Source organism: Sphingobacterium tabacisoli, assembly GCF_017908035.1.
In the GTDB taxonomy this organism is placed as follows: domain Bacteria; phylum Bacteroidota; class Bacteroidia; order Sphingobacteriales; family Sphingobacteriaceae; genus Sphingobacterium; species Sphingobacterium tabacisoli.
Genome location: NZ_JAEQMU010000001.1, coordinates 2468254 through 2491584 on the forward strand (window position 1 = coordinate 2468254; position 23331 = coordinate 2491584).

The 23331-nt window shown below is 40.4% G+C and carries 19 protein-coding genes and 1 tRNA gene; 11 read left to right on the plus strand and 9 right to left on the minus strand.

Translation table 11 applies throughout. The features are described 5' to 3' along the window. The first annotated feature begins 19 nt into the window (after positions 1-19). Positions 20-1822, plus strand: a complete 1803-nt coding sequence (gene yidC, locus JKG64_RS10465; protein WP_210354207.1) for a membrane protein insertase YidC — start codon at positions 20-22, stop codon at positions 1820-1822. A gap of 58 nt (positions 1823-1880) precedes the next feature. On the opposite strand, the gene JKG64_RS10470 is transcribed toward yidC, so the two are convergent. Further along, positions 1881-2669, minus strand: a complete 789-nt coding sequence (locus tag JKG64_RS10470) for a M48 family metallopeptidase (protein WP_246512528.1) — start codon at positions 2667-2669, stop codon at positions 1881-1883. Between the two features lie 93 nt (positions 2670-2762). After that, entirely contained in the window at positions 2763-4112 is a 1350-nt protein-coding gene (locus JKG64_RS10475; RefSeq protein ID WP_210354209.1) for an acyl-CoA dehydrogenase family protein, read from the minus strand. Between the two features lie 235 nt (positions 4113-4347). On the opposite strand from JKG64_RS10475, the gene JKG64_RS10480 reads away from it, so the two are divergent. The 4 genes from JKG64_RS10480 to JKG64_RS10495 all read left to right on the plus strand — a co-directional run bounded on the left by JKG64_RS10480 (position 4348) and on the right by JKG64_RS10495 (position 8750). Next, complete coding sequence (locus JKG64_RS10480; protein ID WP_133582822.1) at positions 4348-4569, plus strand: hypothetical protein; 222 nt, start codon at positions 4348-4350, stop codon at positions 4567-4569. Positions 4570-4770: 201 nt separating this feature from the next. Next, the gene (purB, locus tag JKG64_RS10485) at positions 4771-6120 is read left to right on the plus strand and encodes an adenylosuccinate lyase (protein ID WP_210354210.1); all 1350 of its coding nucleotides are present in this window, start codon (positions 4771-4773) and stop codon (positions 6118-6120) included. Between the two features lie 98 nt (positions 6121-6218). Next, positions 6219-6773 (plus strand): NifU family protein, encoded by a 555-nt coding sequence (locus tag JKG64_RS10490; protein WP_210354211.1) that lies wholly within the window; start codon positions 6219-6221, stop codon positions 6771-6773. A 333-nt stretch (positions 6774-7106) separates the two neighbouring features. After that, a complete protein-coding gene (locus JKG64_RS10495) occupies positions 7107-8750 on the plus strand; it encodes an amidohydrolase (protein WP_210354212.1) in 1644 nt (547 codons plus the stop codon). A gap of 90 nt (positions 8751-8840) precedes the next feature. Here JKG64_RS10495 and lipA read toward each other — a convergent pair whose 3' ends face one another. Further along, positions 8841-9722, minus strand: a complete 882-nt coding sequence (lipA, locus tag JKG64_RS10500) for a lipoyl synthase (protein ID WP_210354213.1) — start codon at positions 9720-9722, stop codon at positions 8841-8843. A gap of 130 nt (positions 9723-9852) precedes the next feature. Continuing rightward, positions 9853-10455, minus strand: a complete 603-nt coding sequence (locus tag JKG64_RS10505) for an outer membrane beta-barrel protein (protein WP_210354214.1) — start codon at positions 10453-10455, stop codon at positions 9853-9855. A 348-nt stretch (positions 10456-10803) separates the two neighbouring features. Here JKG64_RS10505 and JKG64_RS10510 point away from each other — a divergent pair. Continuing rightward, positions 10804-10874: transfer RNA gene (locus tag JKG64_RS10510), tRNA-Cys, on the plus strand. A 338-nt stretch (positions 10875-11212) separates the two neighbouring features. Here JKG64_RS10510 and JKG64_RS10515 read toward each other — a convergent pair. Then, complete coding sequence (locus JKG64_RS10515; RefSeq protein ID WP_210354215.1) at positions 11213-12403, minus strand: phosphoglycerate kinase; 1191 nt, start codon at positions 12401-12403, stop codon at positions 11213-11215. A gap of 87 nt (positions 12404-12490) precedes the next feature. Beyond that, positions 12491-14251, minus strand: a complete 1761-nt coding sequence (gene sppA / locus JKG64_RS10520; protein ID WP_210354216.1) for a signal peptide peptidase SppA — start codon at positions 14249-14251, stop codon at positions 12491-12493. A gap of 36 nt (positions 14252-14287) precedes the next feature. Here sppA and folK point away from each other — a divergent pair, with 36 nt between their 5' ends. After that, positions 14288-14827, plus strand: a complete 540-nt coding sequence (gene folK, locus JKG64_RS10525) for a 2-amino-4-hydroxy-6-hydroxymethyldihydropteridine diphosphokinase (RefSeq protein WP_246512530.1) — start codon at positions 14288-14290, stop codon at positions 14825-14827. Positions 14828-14838: 11 nt separating this feature from the next. Further along, positions 14839-15207 carry an Hpt domain-containing protein gene (locus JKG64_RS10530; RefSeq protein WP_210354217.1) on the plus strand — a complete coding sequence of 123 codons (369 nt, stop codon included), beginning with the start codon at positions 14839-14841 and terminating at the stop codon, positions 15205-15207. 56 nt (positions 15208-15263) lie between these two features. On the opposite strand, the gene JKG64_RS10535 is transcribed toward JKG64_RS10530, so the two are convergent. From JKG64_RS10535 to alaS, 3 genes are all read right to left on the minus strand, one after another. Beyond that, positions 15264-15953, minus strand: coding sequence for a response regulator transcription factor (locus tag JKG64_RS10535; RefSeq protein ID WP_210354218.1), 690 nt, complete (start codon positions 15951-15953; stop codon positions 15264-15266). Positions 15954-16058: 105 nt separating this feature from the next. Further along, positions 16059-17168, minus strand: coding sequence for a TlpA disulfide reductase family protein (locus JKG64_RS10540; RefSeq protein WP_210354219.1), 1110 nt, complete (start codon positions 17166-17168; stop codon positions 16059-16061). A 19-nt stretch (positions 17169-17187) separates the two neighbouring features. Beyond that, a complete protein-coding gene (gene alaS / locus JKG64_RS10545; protein WP_210354220.1) occupies positions 17188-19800 on the minus strand; it encodes an alanine--tRNA ligase in 2613 nt (870 codons plus the stop codon). 348 nt (positions 19801-20148) lie between these two features. On the opposite strand from alaS, the gene JKG64_RS10550 reads away from it, so the two are divergent. The 3 genes from JKG64_RS10550 (at position 20149) to JKG64_RS10560 (ending at position 23326) form a co-directional block, all read left to right on the plus strand. After that, positions 20149-20997 carry a universal stress protein gene (locus JKG64_RS10550; RefSeq protein WP_210354221.1) on the plus strand — a complete coding sequence of 283 codons (849 nt, stop codon included), beginning with the start codon at positions 20149-20151 and terminating at the stop codon, positions 20995-20997. 13 nt (positions 20998-21010) lie between these two features. After that, complete coding sequence (locus JKG64_RS10555; protein WP_210354222.1) at positions 21011-21868, plus strand: universal stress protein; 858 nt, start codon at positions 21011-21013, stop codon at positions 21866-21868. Positions 21869-21991: 123 nt separating this feature from the next. Next, entirely contained in the window at positions 21992-23326 is a 1335-nt protein-coding gene (locus JKG64_RS10560) for an OmpA family protein (RefSeq protein ID WP_210354223.1), read from the plus strand. The last annotated feature ends 5 nt before the right edge of the window (positions 23327-23331 follow it).

Here is a 23331-nt window from a genome sequence, read left to right on the forward strand (position 1 = left end):
ATGGAATAAATTATAATAGATGGATAGAAATAACATTATAGGGCTAGTATTGATTTTTGCAATTTTTGCAGGTTCTTTTTATTTTTTAAAACCTACTGAGCAAGAATTAAAAGAAGAACAACAACGCCAGGATAATAGAGACAATGCCAAGAGCGGACAAATGCTAAGCGACTCATTAGCTTCTTCGAAAAAGAATGAAGTCCTTGATTCAGTTGCGTTGAGCAAACCTTTTGGTACGGCCAAAGTCGGACAGGAGCAATTAATCACTTTAGAAAACGAACAGCTTATTATTCAACTATCTTCTAAAGGTGGTAAAGTAAAATCGGTACAGCTCAAAGGTGAAAAGAATTTTGACGGAGCTCCTCTTTACCTGTTAGAGGGAGACAACAACAATTTCGGTTTTATCTTTAATGCAAATGGTCAGAATATCAATACCAATGATCTACACTTTGCAGTTAATACATCATCACCGAATAGTGCTTCGTTTCGTTTGAAATATACGGATGATCAGTACTTAGAATACAACTATGCATTAGAGAAAGGATACAATTTAGCATTAAACGTCAATGCTGTCGGAATCCAGAACCTAATTGATGTAAAGCAAAAAACAATCGTATTAGATTGGGAAGCGAATCTTCTTCGAAAAGAACAGAACATAAAATCTGAGCGTGAGAAATCTTCTATATTCTTTAAAGATACAGAAGGTACAATAGACCACTTATCAGAAACAAGTGATGCAGAAGAAAAAATTGAGAAAACAAAAGTGGAATGGATTGCTTTCAAACAACACTTCTTCTCTTCAATCTTATCATCTAAACAAGCTTTTGAGAACACGAATCTCAAAGTAACGTTCTCAAACAACGAGAATGTCGTTAAAAACTACAAGACTACAGCAGAACTAGCTTTTAACACACAAGCCAACAATCATTTTGAATTTAGCTTCTTCTTTGGTCCAAACCAATATAAGACATTAAAAGCAGAAGGTCATAACTACGAAAAGATCATCAATATGGGCTGGGGTCCTATGGGCTGGATCAACAGATTCATCACAGTACCATTGTTTGACTTTTTAGATGGTTACCATATGAGCTATGGTATCGTTATTCTGATATTAACGTTATTATTGAAAGGAGCGATGTTCCCATTAACCCGCAAGTCTTACCTTTCTATGGCTAAGATGCGCGTGCTCAAACCACAGTTAGATCAGATTAAAGAGAAAGTCGGAGAAGACAACCCTATGCTATTGCAACAAGAGCAAATGAAGCTCTACAAGCAGGCAGGTGTCAACCCATTGGGAGGATGTCTACCGATGTTGTTGCAAATGCCATTCACACTTGCCTTCTTCTTTTTCTTCCCTAACTTGTTTGAATTAAGAGGCCAAAGCTTCCTATGGATGAAAGATCTATCGACATACGATACATTCATTACGTTTAGCCCTATCTTTGGTATCAACCACATTTCACTAATGTGTGTGTTGATGACGGCAGTTACTTTATTGACAACTTGGTATAACAATGCGACTTCGGGAGCTACCTCAGGAATGGGTAACCAAATGAAGTATATTGGCTACATTATGCCTTTGTTATTCTTCTTCATGTTGAATAGTTTCCCTTCTGGATTAAATTACTACTATTTCCTAGGGGCCTTATTCACATTCTTAACACAGTTCTTAATTCGTAAATCAATTGATGACGAAAAGATTCTAGCTAAGCTTGAAGAGAACCAAAAAAATCCGAAGGCAGCCAAAAAGTCTTCATTCCAGACGAAAATGGAAGAAATGATGAGACAGCAACAAGCTGCTCAGCACAACAAGAAAAAATAACATAAAAAGAGAGGCATCTAAATTAGATGCCTCTCTTTTTATGTATTAAACTTTACGCCTATTTTTCCGGCTTTTTAAATCCATCTTTCTCAGCGCGCTTCCCCATCTCTGCTACCCTTTTTTCAGTATCTGGGTGTGACGAGAATAGTTTCTGCGTAAAGCTCTCTTTGCCTCCACCGGATAACTCTACCAAACGCTCAAAAGCCATTGCCATGTACCATGGATTCACATTATTAGCTTTCAAGAACTGATAGCCATATTCGTCGGCCATACTCTCTTGCTTGCGGGAAAAACTCATGTTAGCCACCTGCTCTCCCACTTCACCCAACTGAGAGTCAGAAAGCGCACCCGCTGCACCTCCTTGAGAAGATACCCCATCTTTCAATGCTGATGTTAACAATGCGGTACGAAATGCATCTTTTGAATCCTGATTTTTAACGTGACCGATTTCATGCCCGATAACGCCTAACACTTCGTTGTCTGTCATCGCTTCCATCAATCCCGCACATACCCGTACACTACCATCTGCACAGGCAAAAGCATTAACATCACGAACAAGATAAACCTTAAAGTTCAACTGCTGTCCATCGTAATTACTTAACCCTGTAGTCAATTTCACCAATCGCTGCGCTAGCTCATGATCAGCAGGTGCCACTGGATTGTTGGCATCCATCCAGTTGATATATTCTTTGGTGTAAGCTATTACATCATCATTTGATAGCGTCGCGGCTTTCACAGCTTTTGCTGCAGAACCAATCGACTTGGTGTTAATTTTGATTTGTGCCTGTGCACCGTAAGCCCCCAATCCCATAAGTGCTACGGTCAACAATGTTTTAGTTACTTTCATATTAAATTTCGAATTTAACATTCCCGTTACAATAAACATACCAAAGGAACTGGATATCCGAAAAAGTTTGGCACAGACGCTCTACAGCTGATTTTACACAAAAGCACTATGTCCTGTAATACTACGTCCAACAATCAGTGAATTAATCTCTTTAGTGCCTTCATAAGAATAAATAGCCTCCGCATCAGCTAAAAAACGGGCTACATTATATTCCAATAAAATACCGTTACCTCCCATCACCTCACGCGCACGGGACACAATATCACGCGTACGGAGTGTACAGAACACCTTTGCCAGAGAAGCATGCTCGTCTTTGAGCTTGCCTTCATCCTGCAGCTCCGACAGACGGAACACCAACGTTTGCATTGCGGTCAGATTAGACAACATTTCCACAAGATGATTTTGAATCAATTGAAAAGATGCAATAGGCTTACCAAACTGTTCTCTCTCCAAGGTATAAGCTAACGCATTCTCATACGCTCCCCGTGCACAGCCCACCGCCATCCAAGCGACTCCTGCACGGGTCATCTGTAGTACCTTTGCTGTATCTTTGAAGGACTGCGCATTCGGCAATCTATCGGATTCGGGCACCACACAGTCGGTCATCGTAATGAGACCATTCTGAACAATCCGTAGAGCCATCTTTCCTTTGATCTTTTCTACCGAAAATCCCGGATTCTCTTTCCGCACAATAAAACCCTTCACCTGATTGTCGTCCACATCCCTCGCCCAGATAATCGTAATATCCGAGAACGTCGAATTCCCGATCCACTTTTTCTGTCCATTCAAGATCCAGCCCCTATCCGTACGCTTGCATGTTGTAGTCAATCCTCCTGCCGTAGCAGATCCCACCTCAGGCTCCGTCAGTCCGAATGCCCCAATAACTTTTAATTGCTGCATCTTAGGCAGCCACTCTTCTTTCTGTACATCCGATCCACACATATATATAGACCCCATCGCCAATCCACTTTGCACTCCCAGAAAAGTAGCTATAGAAGGATCAATACGCCCAAATTCGCTAGCGATGATCCCATCCATCAGCGAGGTCCCTCCAGCACAGCCATACCCTTTATAAACATAACCGCAGACGTTCAATTCCGCCAGCTTGGGAATAATCTCAAACGGAAAATCATCATGCAACCAGTAATTATTTACTATAGGCTTCACCTCCGCCTCTAAAAATGCACGTACCCGTAGTTGTAAGGCTCGGTCTTCGACCGAAAGCCTGTCTTCAACAGCATAGAAATCGGCGTTGATAGGCGGCGGATCTTTCTTTTTCTTATTACCCGTCAACATTTTCATCGCCATCTGCAGTTGCCTCTCGTCCATTTTAGAAACAGCCTGCATTACCTGGGCGAGATCTACTTTTTTAGAAATCTTATCAATCTGCTCAAAATCAACCGATTTCACCAGCTTTATTATGCTCTTAATCTTTCCTAACATATGCGTTCTTTATAGTCTAACAACATTTTTAGCTTAAAATAGTTTTTTATTGTTGCATTTCAACAAAACAATACTATATTTGCATCCGAAATAAAAATCTATTTTATTTAACAGCTGTAAATCAGAATGTTAATATATATAAATAAAAATTTTTATTTCTTGGGTTACCTTTTCAGGTTACCGGTATTAAAGAGTATAAAACAACATTTGTTTCAATTAAATAGAAAATTAAAAGATGAAAAATTTATTCGCATTCGGATTTTTAGCATTAGCTTTAACAGTAGCATCATGTGGTAACAACACTTCAAAAACTGAAGAAACTGCTGATTCTTTAAAAGGAATCGTTGATTCAACAGCTGGTGCTCTTACTGACTCAATCAACAAAGTTGCTGATTCAGCAAACAAAACTATCGATTCAACTGCACAAGTTATCGATTCTACTAAAAACGCTCAGTAATCCGAAAAAGAGTTAAAATACTCCTACAAAAGCCTGTGTTCTTAATGACACAGGCTTTTTTATTATCCTTTAATTGCTAAAAAAGTAACTGTTTTTTGTACTTTTGCAGTACTTAAGATGGGCATGGTGATTACCTGTTCTACTTTATAACTAGAAGAACAGCCCAACTTTTTTACTTTTGACTTATTAATTCCACAGAAAATGACATTATCAGCGTTAACGGCTGTTACTCCTATCGACGGACGATACCACAATGCCACTCAAGAATTATCCCCTTATTTTTCGGAGTTCTCTTTAATCAAACACCGTGTTTTGGTCGAAGTAGAGTACTTCATTGCTTTGGCACAATCCGGAATTCCACAATTAGCGCATTTTGATGGCTCTTTAAATGAAAAACTGCGTAAGATATATGAAGAGTTTACTCTAGAAGATGCACAATGGATTAAAGACACAGAGAAAGTGACGAACCATGATGTTAAAGCTGTAGAATACTTTTTAAAAAATGAATTCGAAAAACTAGGCTTACACGATTCGTTAGAGTTTATACATTTTGGATTGACCTCGCAGGACATCAATAATACGGCAATTCCATTCGCTTGGAAAGAGGCGTTAAACCAGGTGTATCTTCCCGGAATACAATCCCTAATCAACGAACTTAAAAAACTGTCTGAAGAATGGAGCGGTGTAGCTATGTTAGCCCGTACGCACGGTCAGCCAGCTTCCCCTACCCGACTGGGCAAGGAGATTAAAGTTTTTGTAGAGCGTCTGGAAAAACAAGTCAACCTACTCCAGGCCGTACCTCATTCCGCAAAATTCGGTGGTGCTACAGGTAATTTCAATGCACATTTTGTGGCCTACCCTACACAGGACTGGGTTGCCTTTGGAAATGCTTTTGTCAATGAGCAGTTAGGACTGGATCGCTCGCAGACAACGACACAAATCGAACACTACGACAATTTTGCGGCGAGCTGTGATGCCTTAAAACGAATCAACAATATTCTTATCGACTTGTGCAGAGATATCTGGACGTACATTTCGATGGACTATTTCAAACAAAAGATTACGGCTGGTCAAATCGGTTCTTCCGCTATGCCGCACAAAGTAAACCCGATTGATTTTGAGAATGCAGAAGGTAATTTAGGTCTTGCCAATGCGCTATTCGAACACCTGTCCGCCAAGTTGCCGATATCTAGGCTACAGCGTGACCTTACAGATTCGACCGTATTGCGGAATATTGGCGTACCTATAGCCCATACCATGATTGCTATCAAATCTTCATTAAGAGGTATAGGTAAATTAATACTTAACGAATCCGCTCTTGAGAAAGACCTAGCCAACAATTGGGCTGTTGTTGCCGAAGCAATACAGACGATTTTACGTCGGGAAGGATATCCTAAACCTTACGAGGCATTAAAGGACCTGACACGTACAAATACACAGGTGACACAAGAGACCATTGCATCATTTGTTGATGGACTCAATGTATCTGAAACTGTCAAAGAGGAGATAAAAAATATCAGCCCATCTAATTATACAGGTGTTTCACTATAGATCTAACACCTATTCGCTTTTTGAACAGTAAGGTTTTACGAAACAATGACGTGCATCATCCACATATAGATTATCTTTGAAGCAATAAATTAGAAGCAATGGCAACAATAAACGTATATACAGAAAGTACACCGAATCCAGCTACGATGAAGTTCTTGGTCAACAAGCTACTTATCAATGGCAGTGTAGACTATCCTGATAGAGAAAGAGCACAAGAGTCTCCTTTCGCAAAAGAACTATTCAAATTTAACTTTGTTACTGGCGTTTTCTTTGCCAGTAATTTCGTTACCGTTACAAAATCCGAAGACGCCGAATGGAACGATATCGAAGCGATATTGAAAGATTTTGTAAAAGGGGCAGTAGAATCTGAGCTGAAAGTACAGGAAGTAGTAAGCGATGAAGATACTTCTTTTGAAGGAACTGAGACCGAGATAAAAATCCAACAGGTTCTTCATGACTACGTTCGCCCTGCGGTAGAACAAGATGGTGGAGCCATAGCCTATAAATCCTTTCAGGAAGGTATCGTTACTGTAGAGCTAAGAGGTTCATGTAGTGGCTGTCCTTCTTCTACGATCACGCTTAAAGCGGGTATTGAAGGACTTTTAAAACGTATGGTTCCTGAAGTGGAAGAGGTTGTGGCAGAAGCAATGTAAGCAAACACCGATTCAATATATTAAAAGAGCGCTCCATGAATTGACATGGAGCGCTCTTTTTTCTTAGAGTGTATATATTATTGATTCGATTCTATATTCCAAGGGATCAATAAGCTCTCTTCGTTCGGTTCAGAGGCCATCAAGAACTTTTTTCATAAAATTGTTCTCTATTGTAGGTATTCAAGAGCTCACCCGTTATAATCGGGTTCGGTTCATGTCTGTTGGTGATCCAGAGGAATCAGGAACGTTTTATATCGTTCGACAAAATCTTACAGTTTTATTTCTTCCTGAAAATGAGTATTTTTAAGAAAAAGTGTTTAACAACCTCCTATTATGAAGAGTACAATTTTATTTTTATTGACAACGCTTCTATTTATACGCTGTACCAGCAATACAGAAGTAGATCTCATTGTACACAATGCCAAAGTATATAGCGTCGATTCTTCGTTCAGCATGCACGAAGCTTTTGCCGTAAAGAATGGCATATTCATTGACATCGGCAGCTCAAAAGACATCTTAAAACGCTATAAAGCTAAAGAAACTATCGATGCCCATCAAGCGCCTGTTTACCCAGGATTCTACGATGCCCATGCACACTATTTTGAACTGGCAAACCTATTTCAAGAGGTAGACCTCAATGGTACTAAATCCATGGAGGAACTCATTGACCGGTTACAACAGTATAGGCACAAAAATCCAGATAAAAAATGGATCATAGGAGGAGGCTGGGACCAAAACCTGTGGCCCGGCAAGGCTTTCCCAACAAAAGATAGTTTAGATAAATACTTCCCAGATATTCCAATTTATCTTTCCCGTATCGATTATCATGCGGCTTTGGTCAACTCCGCTGCTCTACGAACAGCTCATCTTGATTCCGTATTTCATGTGCAGGGCGGCATTATTTCTCAGGATGCCAATGGTAAACTGGATGGACTGCTCATAGACAATGCCATGCCATTGGTCAGCAAGTACCTTCCCAAACACGACGAACAGAATACGTTACGCTTTCTGCAACAGGCACAGGACTCCCTTGTAGCGGTAGGTTTGACCAGTATCGTTGATGCCGGTCTTAATGACGAAGAGATAGACTACCTTAAAACATTTTATGCGAAGGGACAGCTCAAAATCAGGGACTATGCAATGATCCTCGCTGAGCCTTCACAAATCGACCGCTATATCAAAGAAGATCTGTTTGAAAGTGACAGATTAACGATAAAGTCCATCAAATTGCTAGCAGATGGTGCCTTAGGATCTCGCGGAGCTTGCCTCCTAGAGCACTACCATGATTCGCCGACAAAGGGATTCTTATTACACACACCAGAACAATTTGATGAAACGATCAAAAAACTCGCTAACAGCAAGTTTCAGGTGAATACTCACGCGATAGGCGATTCAGCTAATCGTTTGATATTAGACGTATATGGCAAATACCTCACGGACAATAAAGCCAGAAGATGGCGTATCGAGCATGCCCAGATTATTGCACCCAACGACTTTGCTAAATTTAATCAGTTCCATATCATCCCCTCCATACAACCTACTCATGCTACCTCAGACATGTACTGGGCACCAGAGCGATTAGGCGACGAGCGTATCAAAGGGGCTTATGCTTATAAAGAATTATTGAAACAGTACGGCAAAGTCGCTATCGGTTCTGACTTCCCTATAGAACATTTCAATCCTTTATACGGATTTCATGCAGCGATTGCACGCGTCGACAACTCCGGTTATCCTTCCGGTGGCTTTCAGATTGAAAATGCCCTCAGTAGAGAGGAAGCCTTAAGAGGAATGACCATATGGGCAGCTTTTTCTTGCTTTGAGGAAAAGAAAAGAGGTTCGATTGAAAAAGGTAAAGATGCAGACTTTGTATTATTAGAAAAGGATATTATGGAGATCCCTATGGAAGATATCCGTAAAGTGAAAACATTACGTACCGTGATTGGAGGAGAGACCGTATTCAACACGAAAACACGTTAGACTTCAATAAACCTAGAATGGCTTTCTTTAGCAGTAAAAAGGGGGATAACTAGTAGTTATCCCCCTTTTTATATTCTTTCAAATTATACTCTATTGCATATCAAATAGATGTTTTTCAGCGTGGTAAGAAGAGCGCACCAATGGTCCCGACTCCACATACTTAAAGCCCATCTTCAGACCAATCTCCTTATACTTGTCAAACTGAGCTGGAGTAATCCAATCAACGACTGGATGATGTGCTTTTGTAGGCTGTAGATACTGACCTAGCGTCAAAATATGTACACCTACATCATACAAGTCCTGCATTGCCTCTATAACATCTTCTTCAGTCTCACCTAGCCCCAACATGATGCCGGATTTTGTGCGCAATCCTGCTTCCGAAATACGGCGCAAACACTCCAACGAGCGGTCATATTTAGCCTGTATACGTACTTCTCTCGTCAGACGACGAACAGTCTCCAAGTTATGTGACACCACTTCTGGTCTAACCGCAATCACACGGTCCAAATTATCCCACTGTCCTTTGAAATCAGGCAATAAGGTCTCCAATGTCGTTTCTGGACTTTCTCTACGTATAGCTTCAATAGTCTCAGCCCAGATTATAGAACCACCGTCCTTCAAATCATCCCGGTCTACCGAAGTAATCACACAGTGTTTTACCCCCATCAGTTTGACAGAAGTAGCAACACGGTTCGGCTCATCAACATCCACAGGAAGAGGTCTTCCTGTAGCTACCGCACAGAACGAACAAGAGCGCGTACAAATATTACCTAGAATCATAAAGGTAGCTGTACCTGCCCCCCAACACTCGCCCATATTTGGACAATTCCCACTTTCACAAATCGTATGAAGCTTATGCTCATCCACTAAGCTGCGCACATGCCTATATTCTTTCCCTACGGGAAGCTTTACACGTAACCAATCTGGTTTACGTTGCGTCTGATTCACGGGTATAACAGGTAATTCTATCATAGCACAAAGATAAATATTATTCGTCGAATCTAACAGACAAGATTTGTTTGTCTTGTATCATATTCGTTTTAAATAAAAAACCCCTTGGAAAACTCCAAGGGGCTATATTTAACTCAATTAAGTGTATAGATTAAATTTCAAATCCAATACCAACTGAGAACACATTGTTTTTAACTTTCAAATCGCTGACATTTGACAGATTACCCAAACCTAAACCATATCCACCATTAATCAACAAACCATTGGCCATTTTGTAACCCAATTGAAAATTAGCACCGTAGTCTACGACTTTCATCTTATCTGCATCCGAACCGAACTTAATATCAGTTTTCACATCACCTGTTTTAGTTTTTCCAGATACATTAAAACCGACATACGGTCCCGCTCCAATAAAAACGGAACCAGAAGCCCCAGTAGGGATATAATAAACAGCGTTAACCGGAATTTCAATTGACATCAAATTAGTTGTACTCGTTGTATTTAACAACTCAACTTTACCTCCTTTACCTTGTAAAGACACACCTGGTTGTATAGCAAAATTAGAAGCCGCAGGAATGCTTGCATAACCAGAAAGATAGAAATTAGTAGATGTACTAGTACTATAACTTGAATTTCCACCTGAATAATTCAATTTAGGAAAGTTAACACCCGCCTTTACTCCATAACCAATCTGAGCCTGTGCTCCTACTGCTGTTAATAATGCAACACCTAATGTTAGTAAAACTTTTTTCATAACGTTTATTTTAATACTCTTTTTTAATATGCGGGATTGAACAGACAACCCTATCGATTACTATCTATTCAAATTTGATACCAAAATCAAATGGGACATCACAGAATATAACCTCAGTCTGGATAATAAGACTTTACAATGACCCTAAGGGCGTTATATCAATTTAAAATGTAAACATCTTTCTACAAAGAAGCATCATACCTACCGCTTTATACTGTCAAATTCTCTGATGTAAAATACCATCACCTGGACTTTTCGGCAGAAAGCTCCTCCCTAAATTCATTTTGTGAAATTAATTTTGCTTTTTCAATTTTTAAGTTTACTTTTGCATGCCCGGTAAGGGTAAAGGGTCGGATGGCCGAGTGGCTAGGCTGAGGTCTGCAAAACCTCCTACAGCGGTTCGAATCCGCTTCCGACCTCGTTTTCTAACGTACAAAAAAATATTATATTAAAATGGGAGTTACACGTTTAAAAAGAAAAGATAGAAGAAACAAAACTACTTCACGTATGGAAGTTCAGTTTCTAAGCTTGGGACGTAACATTGAACCAGGTTCACGTTCAAAAATGCCTAAGCATAGCCAAATTACTAAAAACGACGAGATCTTAAACCAATTGGTTGCTGAAGCTAAATAAGCTCATATCTCATCATATAAAAAGAGGACTTGCAAAACAAGTCCTTTTTTTATGTCCAAAAAATTGATCTTAATAAAAAAGGCCACAGATAACTGTAGCCTTTTTCATTCTATTTCGCTTATTCTTAAGAATTAATTGCCGCTACTCCTGGCAATTCTTTTCCTTCCATATATTCCAATAGCGCTCCTCCACCAGTACTGACATAGCTAACATGTTCGGTCATTCCAAACTTAGCCACCGCAGCCGCAGAGTCTCCACCACCGATTAGCGAGAAGGCTCCTCGTTCGGTTGCTGCTACAATTGCATCAGCAACAGCTTTTGTACCTGTAGCAAACGTATCAAATTCAAACACCCCCATAGGCCCATTCCACAACAATGTATTCGATGCAGATATCACTTCAGCAAAATGACGTGACGACTCGCTACCGATGTCTAATCCCTGTAGGTCCGCTGGGATCTGATCATTGGGACCATCATAAGTCGTGGCATCATTGGAGAACGCATCCGCAATCTGTGCATCCGTAGGCAACACTAAATTCACCCCTTTTTCCTCTGCTTTCCTTACCAATTCGTTCGCAAGGTCCAGTTTATCCATTTCCACCAATGACTTCCCAATCTCACCGCCTCGAGCTTTCACAAACGTATACGCCATTCCGCCACCGATAATAAGATTATCCACTTTGTCCAATAGAGACTCAATCAATTGTATCTTATCGGAAACTTTAGCGCCGCCCATAATTGCTGTAAACGGTCTGTTAGGGTGATTCAAAACTTTCTCCGCGTTGTTCAATTCGCCAGCCATCAAATAACCGAAATATTTAGCCGTTGGAAAAAACTGTGCAACGATTGCCGTAGATGCATGTGCACGGTGTGCCGTACCGAAAGCATCATTGACATATACATCACCCAATTTCGAAAGCTTCTCGGCAAAAACGACATCGCCCTTTTCCTCTTCTTTATAAAAACGGAGGTTTTCCAACAACAGCACTTCTCCGGCTTTCAAGTTTGCGGATTTATCGTATGCTTCAGCACCGATACAATCGTTAGCAAACTGAACATCTACCCCTAATACCTTTGAAAGGTGTGAAACGATATGTTTTAACGAATACTTATCTGTCGGTCCTTCTTTAGGTCTTCCTAAGTGAGACATCAATACAACGGATCCTCCATCTGCTAATATTTTCTTTATTGTAGGCGCAGCTCCCTGAATTCTGTTATCATCCGTAATATTAAAATCCGCATCAAGAGGGACATTAAAGTCGACCCGGATTAAGGCCTTTTTACCCGAAAAATTTAAATCGTCAATTGTTTTCATACACAGTATCTAAAAAGTATTTAAGTTGATTTGAAGCGTAAACTTATATAAATTGCTTTGCATTCATGCAATGCCGTAAAAAAAAATCTAATATATCTCAATTTGATAAGGCAATCTTGCCTGTATCCCTGTATGTTTTAAAACTTTAGTCACGTCCAGCAGATACTTTTGATAATCGCCAAGCTCTTCACCGAACAACCACATCTTAACCCTGTCTTTAGAAGAAGATAAAATACTTGCAAAAGGATCCTCCTTCTCTGGAAGCTCTACAATCTGGTAGTTTTTCAGCGAAGCCTTTGCCGCCGCCGCACCAATAGCCCGTTGCAGATTACCTATGCCATCGACCAGCCCTAGCTCAAGCGCTTGCTTTCCGGTCCACACACGTCCCTGACCGATACTATCCACGGCCTCAACCTTCATTTTCCGTCCATTAGCCACTCGCTCCATGAAGGTAGCATACGTTCTATTGACCTCCATCTGAACGATAGAACGCTCTTCCTCGGTAAGTGGTTTATCCGGATTACCCATCAGACTTGAAAACTTACCCGTATTCACCTCGTCAATATGTATTCCTAATTTATTATTCAATAATCCCTTAAAATTAGGGATAAGTCCAAATACACCAATAGATCCTGTCAACGTACTTGACTCCGCAAATATAGAGTCTGCCGCTGCTGCGATATAATATCCTCCAGACGCGGCATAGTCACCCATTGATACGACAATTGGTTTCTCTTTCTTGATAAGTTCGACTTCTCTCCAAATAACATCTGAAGCCAAGGCCGAGCCACCTCCCGAGTTTACCCGAAGTACAATCGCTTTGATATCTTTATCTCTGCGCAATTTACGGAGCTGTCTCGACACCTTATCCCCACCGATCTGACCTATAGATCCTTCACCATCTACGATATCACCATAGGCATAAAGCACTGCAATCTTGTCTCCAGAAGTTGTGGCGGCATTGCCTGCATAATTCAAAATAGACACCGACGAAATATCTTTATCCTCAGCTACATCCAGACGTTTCTTCAAGGCCGAAAGAAGTTCATCTTTATACAGCTTGCCATCGATGAATTTATAACGGAGCGCATCGTCCGCATTACGGACCAGATACTCACTAGCAATATGCTTCAACGAGTCGACAGGTTGTTTTCTAGCCTCCGCAATATCCGATAAAAAGGACTCATAAATACTTCCCAGGTAAGAAGTCACCTGTTCTCTATTCGCCACACTCATTTCATTAAGTATAAAAGGTTCTACAGCCGACTTGTACGTTCCGACTTTTATCACCTGCATTTCGACACCGAGCTTATCCATAGCCTCTTTCATGAAGACGACCGACGAGCTTAATCCTCTAAAATCCAGAGACCCCTGCGGATTCAGATAGACACTATCTGCCACAGTAGACAGGTAATAAGCTTTCTGCGAGTAACCATCACTATAAGCAATGATAAATTTCTTTGATTCCTTAAAATCCACCAAAGCATCCCGTATCGCTTTCAAACTAGCGAAGCCCATTCCTACTGAGGAAGGATTTAGGTATATCCCTTTTATATTATCATCCGTTTTTGCGGCCTTTATCCGTGCCAGCACATCATTCAATCCAATAGATTTCTCCACACTATAAAGAGGCAGATTCAAATCCCCTAGTGGATTGCTTTCTGTTTTTTCAACAATTTTATAATCAAGAGACAGGTATAACACCGATTTGGCTGGGGCGACGACCGTTGTCGGTTGCGACGACTGCTGTACCAATACACCAATAAACACTAAAAAAAGAAAAAACAGAATAATACTCGTTATAAGTATCCCTGTTATCGTGGCTAGCACTTGTTTGATAAAGTTCATATATGTAAACAATTTATTTTTTACAGACTAAATTTAATGTATTTAATTGGTTTTGTCGAATTTGAAAGTTCATTATTGTATTTTTGGAATAGTATGAATCAAATCTACATCCTACTAGGAGCCAATCTAGGCAATCCGACAGCACAAATTGCTCAGGCATCTATCCTTTTGCAGGACCGAGTTGGTCGTATTCTAACATCATCCGCTCTGTATGTTTCCGAGGGATGGGGAGTTAAAGACCAACCCCTATTTTACAATCAAGCACTTGTAATCGAAACGAATCACGACAAACAGACCTGCCTGACCCTATGCCAGGAAATAGAAACCGAACTTGGGCGAACCCGCCTCGTCAAATGGGGAGCCAGACTGATAGACATTGATATTATCTACTTTAATGAGGAGGTATACGAATCGGAAGATCTGGTGATCCCTCATCCCCTTATGCAATTTAGAAACTTCGTACTGGTACCCCTTTGCGAAATTGCGGCAGATTACATCCACCCTTTATTACTACAAACCAACCGGCAGCTCCTTAACAATAGTGAAGATGAGCTTGTTGTCAAGAAATATACTTAATCCGTATTTAGATGACCTATAAAATCATTAATCCAGAATCGATCAATAAATCCATGATGGGAAATCCAAAAATGGTAAAACAGTTCATTGAAATGTATATTGAACAGAGCCCGCTGGATTTTGAGGCATTAACCCAAAGCCTAACCAACAACGATAAAACTGCTATCCGGGACAGCGCCCACCACATCAAACCCACCATGGAATACATTGGTGCTTCAAAACTTAGAGCCGCTTTTCAAGAGCTGGAGAATATGGGACGGGATGGTATAGAAATCGAGACTATCCGTATCAAATTTGAAGAGATCAGATCCGACTTTGACTTGATGATTAGTGAGCTAAAGTCGTTCACTATAGAAAACGAAAAGCACATAAAAGACTAAGGGGCAAAAATCAGTATAGATGTTCACCCCTTAACCATAAATTTATAATACGTTTTTTAACTAAGATCAAATTTATATCCGACTCCTTTTACGGTAGCCACATAATTGTCTCCGATTTTCTCCCGCAACTTCCGGATATGCACATCGATAGTCCTGTTAGTTACCACGACAGAATCTTCCCAGATTGCTTTCAATATCTGCTCCCGTGTGTATACCTTATTAGGTTTTGAAGCTAACAAGTATAAGAGTTCAAACTCTTTTTTGGCCAATACGATTTTTTCATCTTCGCGGTATACCAAAAATGCATCCCGGTCGATTACCAGATCAGCAATCTCCAATTTATCTATTGGCTCATCGATAGATTCGGTAGAATTTCTTCGCAAAATCGCATTGATTCTAGACATTAATGCGCGTGGCTTGATCGGTTTAGCGATATAGTCGTCTGCACCGACATGAAAGCCTGCTATTTCAGAATACTCTTCACTTCTAGCAGTTAAAAAAACCATGAAGGTATGTTTAAACTCAGGCAGCGAGCGCATAATTCGACAAGCCTCTATTCCATCCATCACAGGCATCATAACATCTAGAATAATCAAGTCAGGACTAACTTCCTTCGCTTTATCTATTGCTAATTTTCCATTTGACGCCGTATAGACTTGATAGCCTTCTTTGTTCAGATTGTAGGAAATGAGATCTAAGATATCTTGCTCATCATCTACCACAAGTATTTTTTGCTTGGCACTCATATTAGTTTTTTTGCTAAAGTATGTACTTTATGGTAAGATAAAGTTAATCTAATGTTATGAAATTGTTAACTATTAAAAATAACTTAATAAATTAATAAACTAACTCTAATTTGAAGACAATGTCTTTTGCAAGAAAGCCTCTAAATCCGTACCACGCAGGTTTTTAGCAACAATCAGCCCCGACGGATCTAACACCACAGAAGCTGGAATAGCTTTAATACGGTAATTTAACACCAGATCAGAACTCCAAGCTTTCAGGTCCGAAATATTAGTCCAAGTCAATTTATCCTCCTCTACAGCACGCATCCACGAACCTGGATTGTTATCCAGGGACACGCCCAGTACCGTAAAGTTTTTATCCTTATACTGATTGTACAGGCGCACTATATTCGGATTTTCCTTGCGACAAGGGACACACCAAGAAGCCCAAAAATCAACAAGCACATACTTACCTTTAAAATCGGAAAGCTTTACCGTCTTATTATCCGGCGTATAAGCTACGATCTCCGGAGCGGGTTGTCCTATAGCCAATTTTCGTAACTTCGCTATCTCTTCTTTGAATTGAATAACCGTGCGATTGTCCGAGAACAAATCTCCCAAACCATCTGCGTAAGCTATCAATTCATTTTCAGCCACATCCGGATCCAAAACACTCATAGCATAAAATCCGGCCAGATTATCCCGATTAGCATTTGCAAAAGCTACAGCCTGCGTCGTAAAGGAAACCATTTCCTTTCTATATTGTGCCATATAATCCGCTCGCAGACTTTCTATTTCTGGTTCAGATTTGCCCGCCATACGTTTTACAAAGTCTCCTTGCAATGAGTCTTCCAGAAATTCCTTTCTTTGTTTTACTGGCGCAAAATCTCGCAACAAAGAAGATAAAGCAGACCCCTCCACCTTATAGTCTTCTGGATTATCCTGAAGATTGGAGCTAAATACAAGTTTCTCGCCGGGCGAGACAATAATAGGATAACGGTTTTTACCCACTTCTATCGTCAAAAGCCGTGGCTGAGTTGCTTCACGCTCAAACTTAAATTTGTTCTGATCGCTCAAAAAGACAGAATCAAGTTTCCGGTCACCTTCATAAAACGCAACAACCTTAACATTACCTGGATTTAAAATCTCACCAGCTATCCCTATTGTATCCTTATTGGAACAGCCCCATAACCCTAATCCAAAAATTGAAAACAGAAAAACGTGAAACTTGTTCATATGCTGCTAATAAATAATACTATGTTAAAAAATTCTTTGATCGTGCTATAGCCTTCTCTAGACCACTTGCATCTTTACCTCCCGCAGTCGCGAAGAAAGGCTGCCCACCGCCTCCACCTTGGATATCTTTGGCCAAGTCACGCACTATATTTCCGGCATTTAGGCCACGCTCTTTCACCAACTCTTCAGAGACGACAACCGTTAAACTAGGCTTACCGTCTATATTTGCTCCTAAGACCAAGAACAGATTATTCATCGCGCCTTTCAAGGCATAAGCAAGTGTTTTCACCGCATCAGCACTTGGCAGATCCACTACAGTGGCGAGGAAGTTAACTCCATTCACGACTTCCATCTTCTCGTTCAACTCATTCTTCAATGACAACGAACGTTCCTTTAAGAAATTATCGATTTCTTTCTTCAACGAACCATTCTCATCCATAATCTTTGTAACCGCAGAAACGAAATCTTTCGGGTTATTCAGAATTTCTTTCATATGCTGGAACAGCTCGAAATGCTCTCTAATAACAGCAGCAGCCTTTGTTCCCGTTATAGCTTCAATCCGTCGCACCCCTGCTGCTACAGCTGACTCAGCAACAATCTTAAAAAATCCGATCTGCCCCGTTGCCTTTACGTGAGTACCACCACAAAGCTCTTTGGAATACTTATCATCAAAGGTGATCACACGAACATAATCTCCGTATTTCTCTCCAAAAAGAGCCGTCACCCCCGAATCGACAGCCTGCTGATAAGGCACTTGTCTTTCTTCTTTCAATGGGATATTAGCACGGATTTTAGCATTAACGATATCCTCGACAGCCTTGATTTCTTCATAAGTCATTTTAGCAAAATGAGAAATATCAAACCGTAGAATATCTGCAGATACCAACGAACCTTTCTGATTCACATGCTCACCCAGCACCTCTTTCAAGGCCGCATGTAGCAAATGTGTCGCAGAGTGATTGCTTTCTGTATCGATACGTTTTGCGACATCAACAGTAGCTTCAAAGCTAGCGTCAATTTCTTCAGGCAATTCATTCACGAAATGAACAATAAGTCCATTTTCTTTTTTGGTATCTGTCACTACTATTTTCTCGCCGCGTTCGGAGACTAACAGTCCCGAATCACCGACCTGACCTCCACCTTCTGCATAAAAAGGCGTAACAGTCAGTACCAATTGGTATTGGTCCTTCCCTTTTGCGCTTACCTTACGGTACTTTTGAATATGGGTTGTAGCGGTCAATGCATCATAACCTACAAACTCCACTTCATCACCTTCACCAACAATTACCCAATCTCCAGTATCTGTTGTGGTTGCCGCTCTCGAGCGTTCCTTTTGAGCCAGCAAAGCCCGGTCAAAAGCATCCATATCTACCGTCAGGCCCTTCTCTCTTGCCAACAACTCCGTCAAATCTATTGGGAAGCCATACGTATCGAACAATTCAAAAGCAAAGTCTCCATCAATAAGTTGGTTACCCTCGACATAGTTCTCAAATCGCTGTATTCCTGTAGTCAATGTTCTCAAAAAGGAAATCTCCTCTTCTAAAACGACTTTTTCTACAAAGTCCTGCTGTTGATAAAGCTCATCAAACACCCCTTTAAACTGTGCGGCCAAAACAGGCACCAATTCATGAAAGAAAGGCTGCTTAAAGTCAAGGAAGGTATACGCATAACGAACAGCACGTCTTAAGATACGGCGGATTACATATCCTGCTTTATTATTTGAAGGCAGTTGTCCATCAGCAATTGCAAAAGATACGGCACGGATATGATCCGAAAGTACGCGCATAGCGATGTCAGTTTTCTCTGCGGCTCCATATTGGATTCCTGATTTTTGAGCGATATAGGCAATCAATGGTTGGAACACGTCCGTGTCATAGTTTGAAGTTTTACCCTGTATTGCACGCACTAAACGCTCAAATCCCATCCCCGTGTCCACATGTTTAGCAGGCAGTGGTTCTAAGCTACCGTTCTTCAACCTATTGAACTGCATAAATACCAAGTTCCACACCTCGATGACCTGAGGGTGGTCAGCATTGACCAACTCCTGCCCCTTCTGTGCGGTACGCTCCTCATCGGTACGCATATCATAATGGATTTCTGAACAAGGTCCACAAGGTCCCATATCTCCCATCTCCCAGAAATTATCTTTCTTATTCCCCAATAAAATACGGTCCTCAGCGATAAACTCCTTCCAAAAATCATATGCTTCCTGATCACGCACCAATCCTTCAGCATCATCCCCCTCAAAAATGGTTACATACAATCTATCTTTGTCGAGTTTATAGACCTCGGTAAATAATTCCCAAGCCCATGCGATAGCTTCTTTCTTAAAATAATCTCCAAAAGACCAATTCCCCAACATTTCGAATAGGGTATGGTGATAGGTATCGATACCTACTTCTTCCAAATCATTATGCTTACCAGACACACGCAAACAACGTTGCGTATCAGCAATTCGCGAATATTTAACCGCAGCCTCTCCTAAAAACAAATCTTTAAATTGATTCATCCCCGCATTAGTAAACATTAATGTAGGGTCATTTTTCACCACTACGGGTGCTGAAGGTACGATATGATGTGATTTACTCTTGAAAAAATCTAAAAACGCTTCGCGTATTTCTCTACTGGTCATGAAATTTATTTTAAAGTTATAGAAGCTATAAAAGTGATGTAAGTGAGAAGGTATGTTTCATAACCGTCCTAACTGTTGTCACCATTGTAACTTTATTTTATAAAGTGCCAAATTTACTCAAAATAGGCCGCTAATACAATTGATTTTTTAAGCATCTACCTACTGGACAGTGTCTATAGCGCACTTACAGATAGAATCGACCAAAGAACGAAGACAATAACAGCTTATACTGTGCCCTACCCTTCGTAAAAGTGACTAGAATCACGCTTAAAACTAACCGAAATCATTAAAAAGTCAATAAATAGTAGTAGATTTATTCCATCTTTCGATGTAGATATTTAGAGAAACATGACACAAAAAATAATAGTACCTACTGACTTTTCAGACAATGCATTAACGGCAACGCGATACGCTTGTGAGCTGGCCCGCCAAAACAACTATACCATTCATCTTTTTCATTGCTACACCTCCAATTCAGCACTTTTTGATGAGGAAAAAGCAAACAAAGACACGAATATTCCGTTATTAAAGGCAGACATGCTTATACTGGATCTCAAAGAAAACCTTCAAAAGGAATACCCTACGGTATCCTTTGAAACAACGTGTACGAGTGGGCTTCTATATGAAGTACTTCCTTCCGTAGCCGTAGCGCCGGCATATGCCATGATTGTGATGGGGACCACCGGTACCGGAAAAGGAAAATCTGTTGTCTGGGGAAGCAATACCAGTAGTATCACCACCAAAGCCAAAGTTCCTGTTATCGCTGTTCCCAGTACCACAAAAAAATTCTCTTCCCAAAAAGTGGGTATATTGACCAACTTCAAAGCAGAAGAACTAGACACACTAAAAGCCTACCTAAGGTTAGTATCCCCCATTCCACATCTAGACACTATCCACGTGTATAGAGACTCCAAAGACGCCTCTGAAATAGCAGAACATCTCGACACCTGGTCGTTTAATATAAAAAATCTAAATGGCATAGAAGAGGTACAGCGCATCGCTGAACCTATCCATATCGAAGATGAAAATCTAGATAGCATTCCTGAAGTTATCAATCATATTATCAAAGAGAACAACTATGATATGATGGTGGTCACTAAAACGAGAAAATCATTCTTTGAACGACTATTCTCTCCATCCGTCTCCAAAGAGATTGTATTAGACCTAGAGCGTCCCACTTTTTTTGACAACAATTAAATACGCACCGATCATGGCGAAGAAATTACTTATCCCCGTTGACTTTTCCCAATATTCCAATAAGGCCATAGAATATGCTTTACAGCTCTCTAAAACGGCCAAACATGACTTAGTATTGGTTCATGTATTTACAGATCATATCAATGTGTACCGCAATTCCATTGAAAACACAGACCTATTAGATCCTCGTGTAGCCAAGGCAAAAGATGAAATGGATAAACTGATAGCTGACCTCAAAAAAGCAAATCCTGAAATCGCGGTAAGCAGAGTCTTTGGCGACGGAAACCTCTTTGAGGAAATAGGAAAACTTGTAGCTGTAGAATCCTATGATGCGATCATCATGGGAACAAAAGGCTCATCAGGCTTAGATTCCTTACTAATTGGATCCAACATGTTTGATGTTTTCCAAAACACACAAACCCCGGTACTGGCTATTCCATTCAGCGACAAACCCTATAAATCGGAAAAAATTGGACTATTGTGTAATTTCAAAGATGGAGAGATAGACGTCCTCAAACAAGCGACAGCGCTGTATACCGAAGACTTCGAACTCGTCCTGATACACATCAATACAACCGATGAAACAATACAGGCATTAGACAGCAAATTTGCGGAATTCATAACGCGCATCATTGCCGAGACCGGAATCGATGACATATCTTACATCATTAAGACGCAGGCCTTTTTAATCCAATACAAAGAGGACATCTCTTCAGCCATTGACTCGGTTATTGCTGACGAGTTACTCGATGTACTATTAGTAACTAAGAGCAAAAAAGGTTTCTTACGTAAAATTGTCGAAGAAAATATCGTTAAGAAAATGGCCTACCAGATTCAGATTCCTAAATTTTTCGCACGGTCCAATGCATAAATTTAAAAAGCAAAAATATTGGTGTAGTTTTCGCTCCACAATATTATGTTTTCACCAAACTTAATTAGGGAATAATACCTTTTTGGCAATAGTTTTGCCCAATCATTTTTTTAAAAAATAAATATGAAAATTAAATCTCTACGTAATCTTTCGCTAGCTGTAGCAGCTGGGCTAATCAGTACAGCGTCTTATGCACAAAGCACAAACGATTCAGGTACTACTCCATTTGCACCATCAACTTCGTACAGAACTTGGTCGGTAGGTGTTAATGCAGGTCTTTTAAACCAAACCAATCTCTTCAATTTCAACCGTGAAGGCTTTGACAAAATGGACAACAATGTTGGGTACAGTGTGTACATCAAAAAACATATCTCCCCATCTTTCGGTTTGAAAGCGCAATACCTTGGCGGAAAGGTAGGTGGCACTAACGAAAACGCTACGGGCAACCAGATTTCTAAGTTTGAAACAAAAACACCTTGGTCTGCGGCCCTTTCTGCGGAGTGGACAATGGCGAATACGGACTGGATGTTCTTAAATAACATCATCAAACCTTATGCTGCAATCGGTATCGGTGCTTTGAACTATGAAACAACTACCTTCTCTGGTTCAGTAAGCAACACCGCAGATTCTAAAACAAAATTCTACGTACCAATGGACGCAGGATTGAAGTTTGCTGTAGCACAAGGCATCAGTCTTGACCTAGGTTACCAGTTAAACTGGGCTAACAAGAAATTTAACGGTATCGAATCTGGTTCTATAAAAGAAGATTTATTCACCTACATCCATGCAGGTATTGAGATTGCTTTAGGAAGCAGAGAAAAACCTTACTTAGCACACAGCAACCCAGTAGCCAACCTGGTAAATGATGCAAACAGAAAATACGATGCGATAAAAGCAGAGCGTGATGCCTTAGTAGCTTCTAACTCGCAGTTAAAGCTAAAATTGGATGAGATTTCAGCAGACTTAAGAGATGATGATGGTGATGGTGTTGCTAACAAGTTTGACAAATGTCCAAATACGCCAGCTGGTGTAAAAGTAGACGGTGCTGGATGTCCACTACCTGAAATGAAAAACGAAACTAAAGTAATCGAGAAAATCATCGTTACTGAAGAAGATAAAAAAGTAGTAGACGAAGCGATCAAAAACTTAGAGTTTGACTTAGGTAAAGCAACCATCCGCTCTACTTCCCACGCTTCTTTAAACCGTGTAGCATCTTTATTGATCGAGAAAAACTTCAGCTTAAAACTAGCTGGACACACTGACAACACAGGTTCTCTACAAACAAACTTACGTCTTTCTAAAGAACGTGCAGAGTCTGTAAAAGCTTACTTAGTATCTAAAGGCGCTAACGCTTCACGTATAGAAGCTGTTGGTTACGGCCCTAATCAGCCAATCGCTACAAACGCGACAGCTGAAGGACGTCAACAAAACCGTCGTGTAGAATTCTTATTATTCTAAGCAGT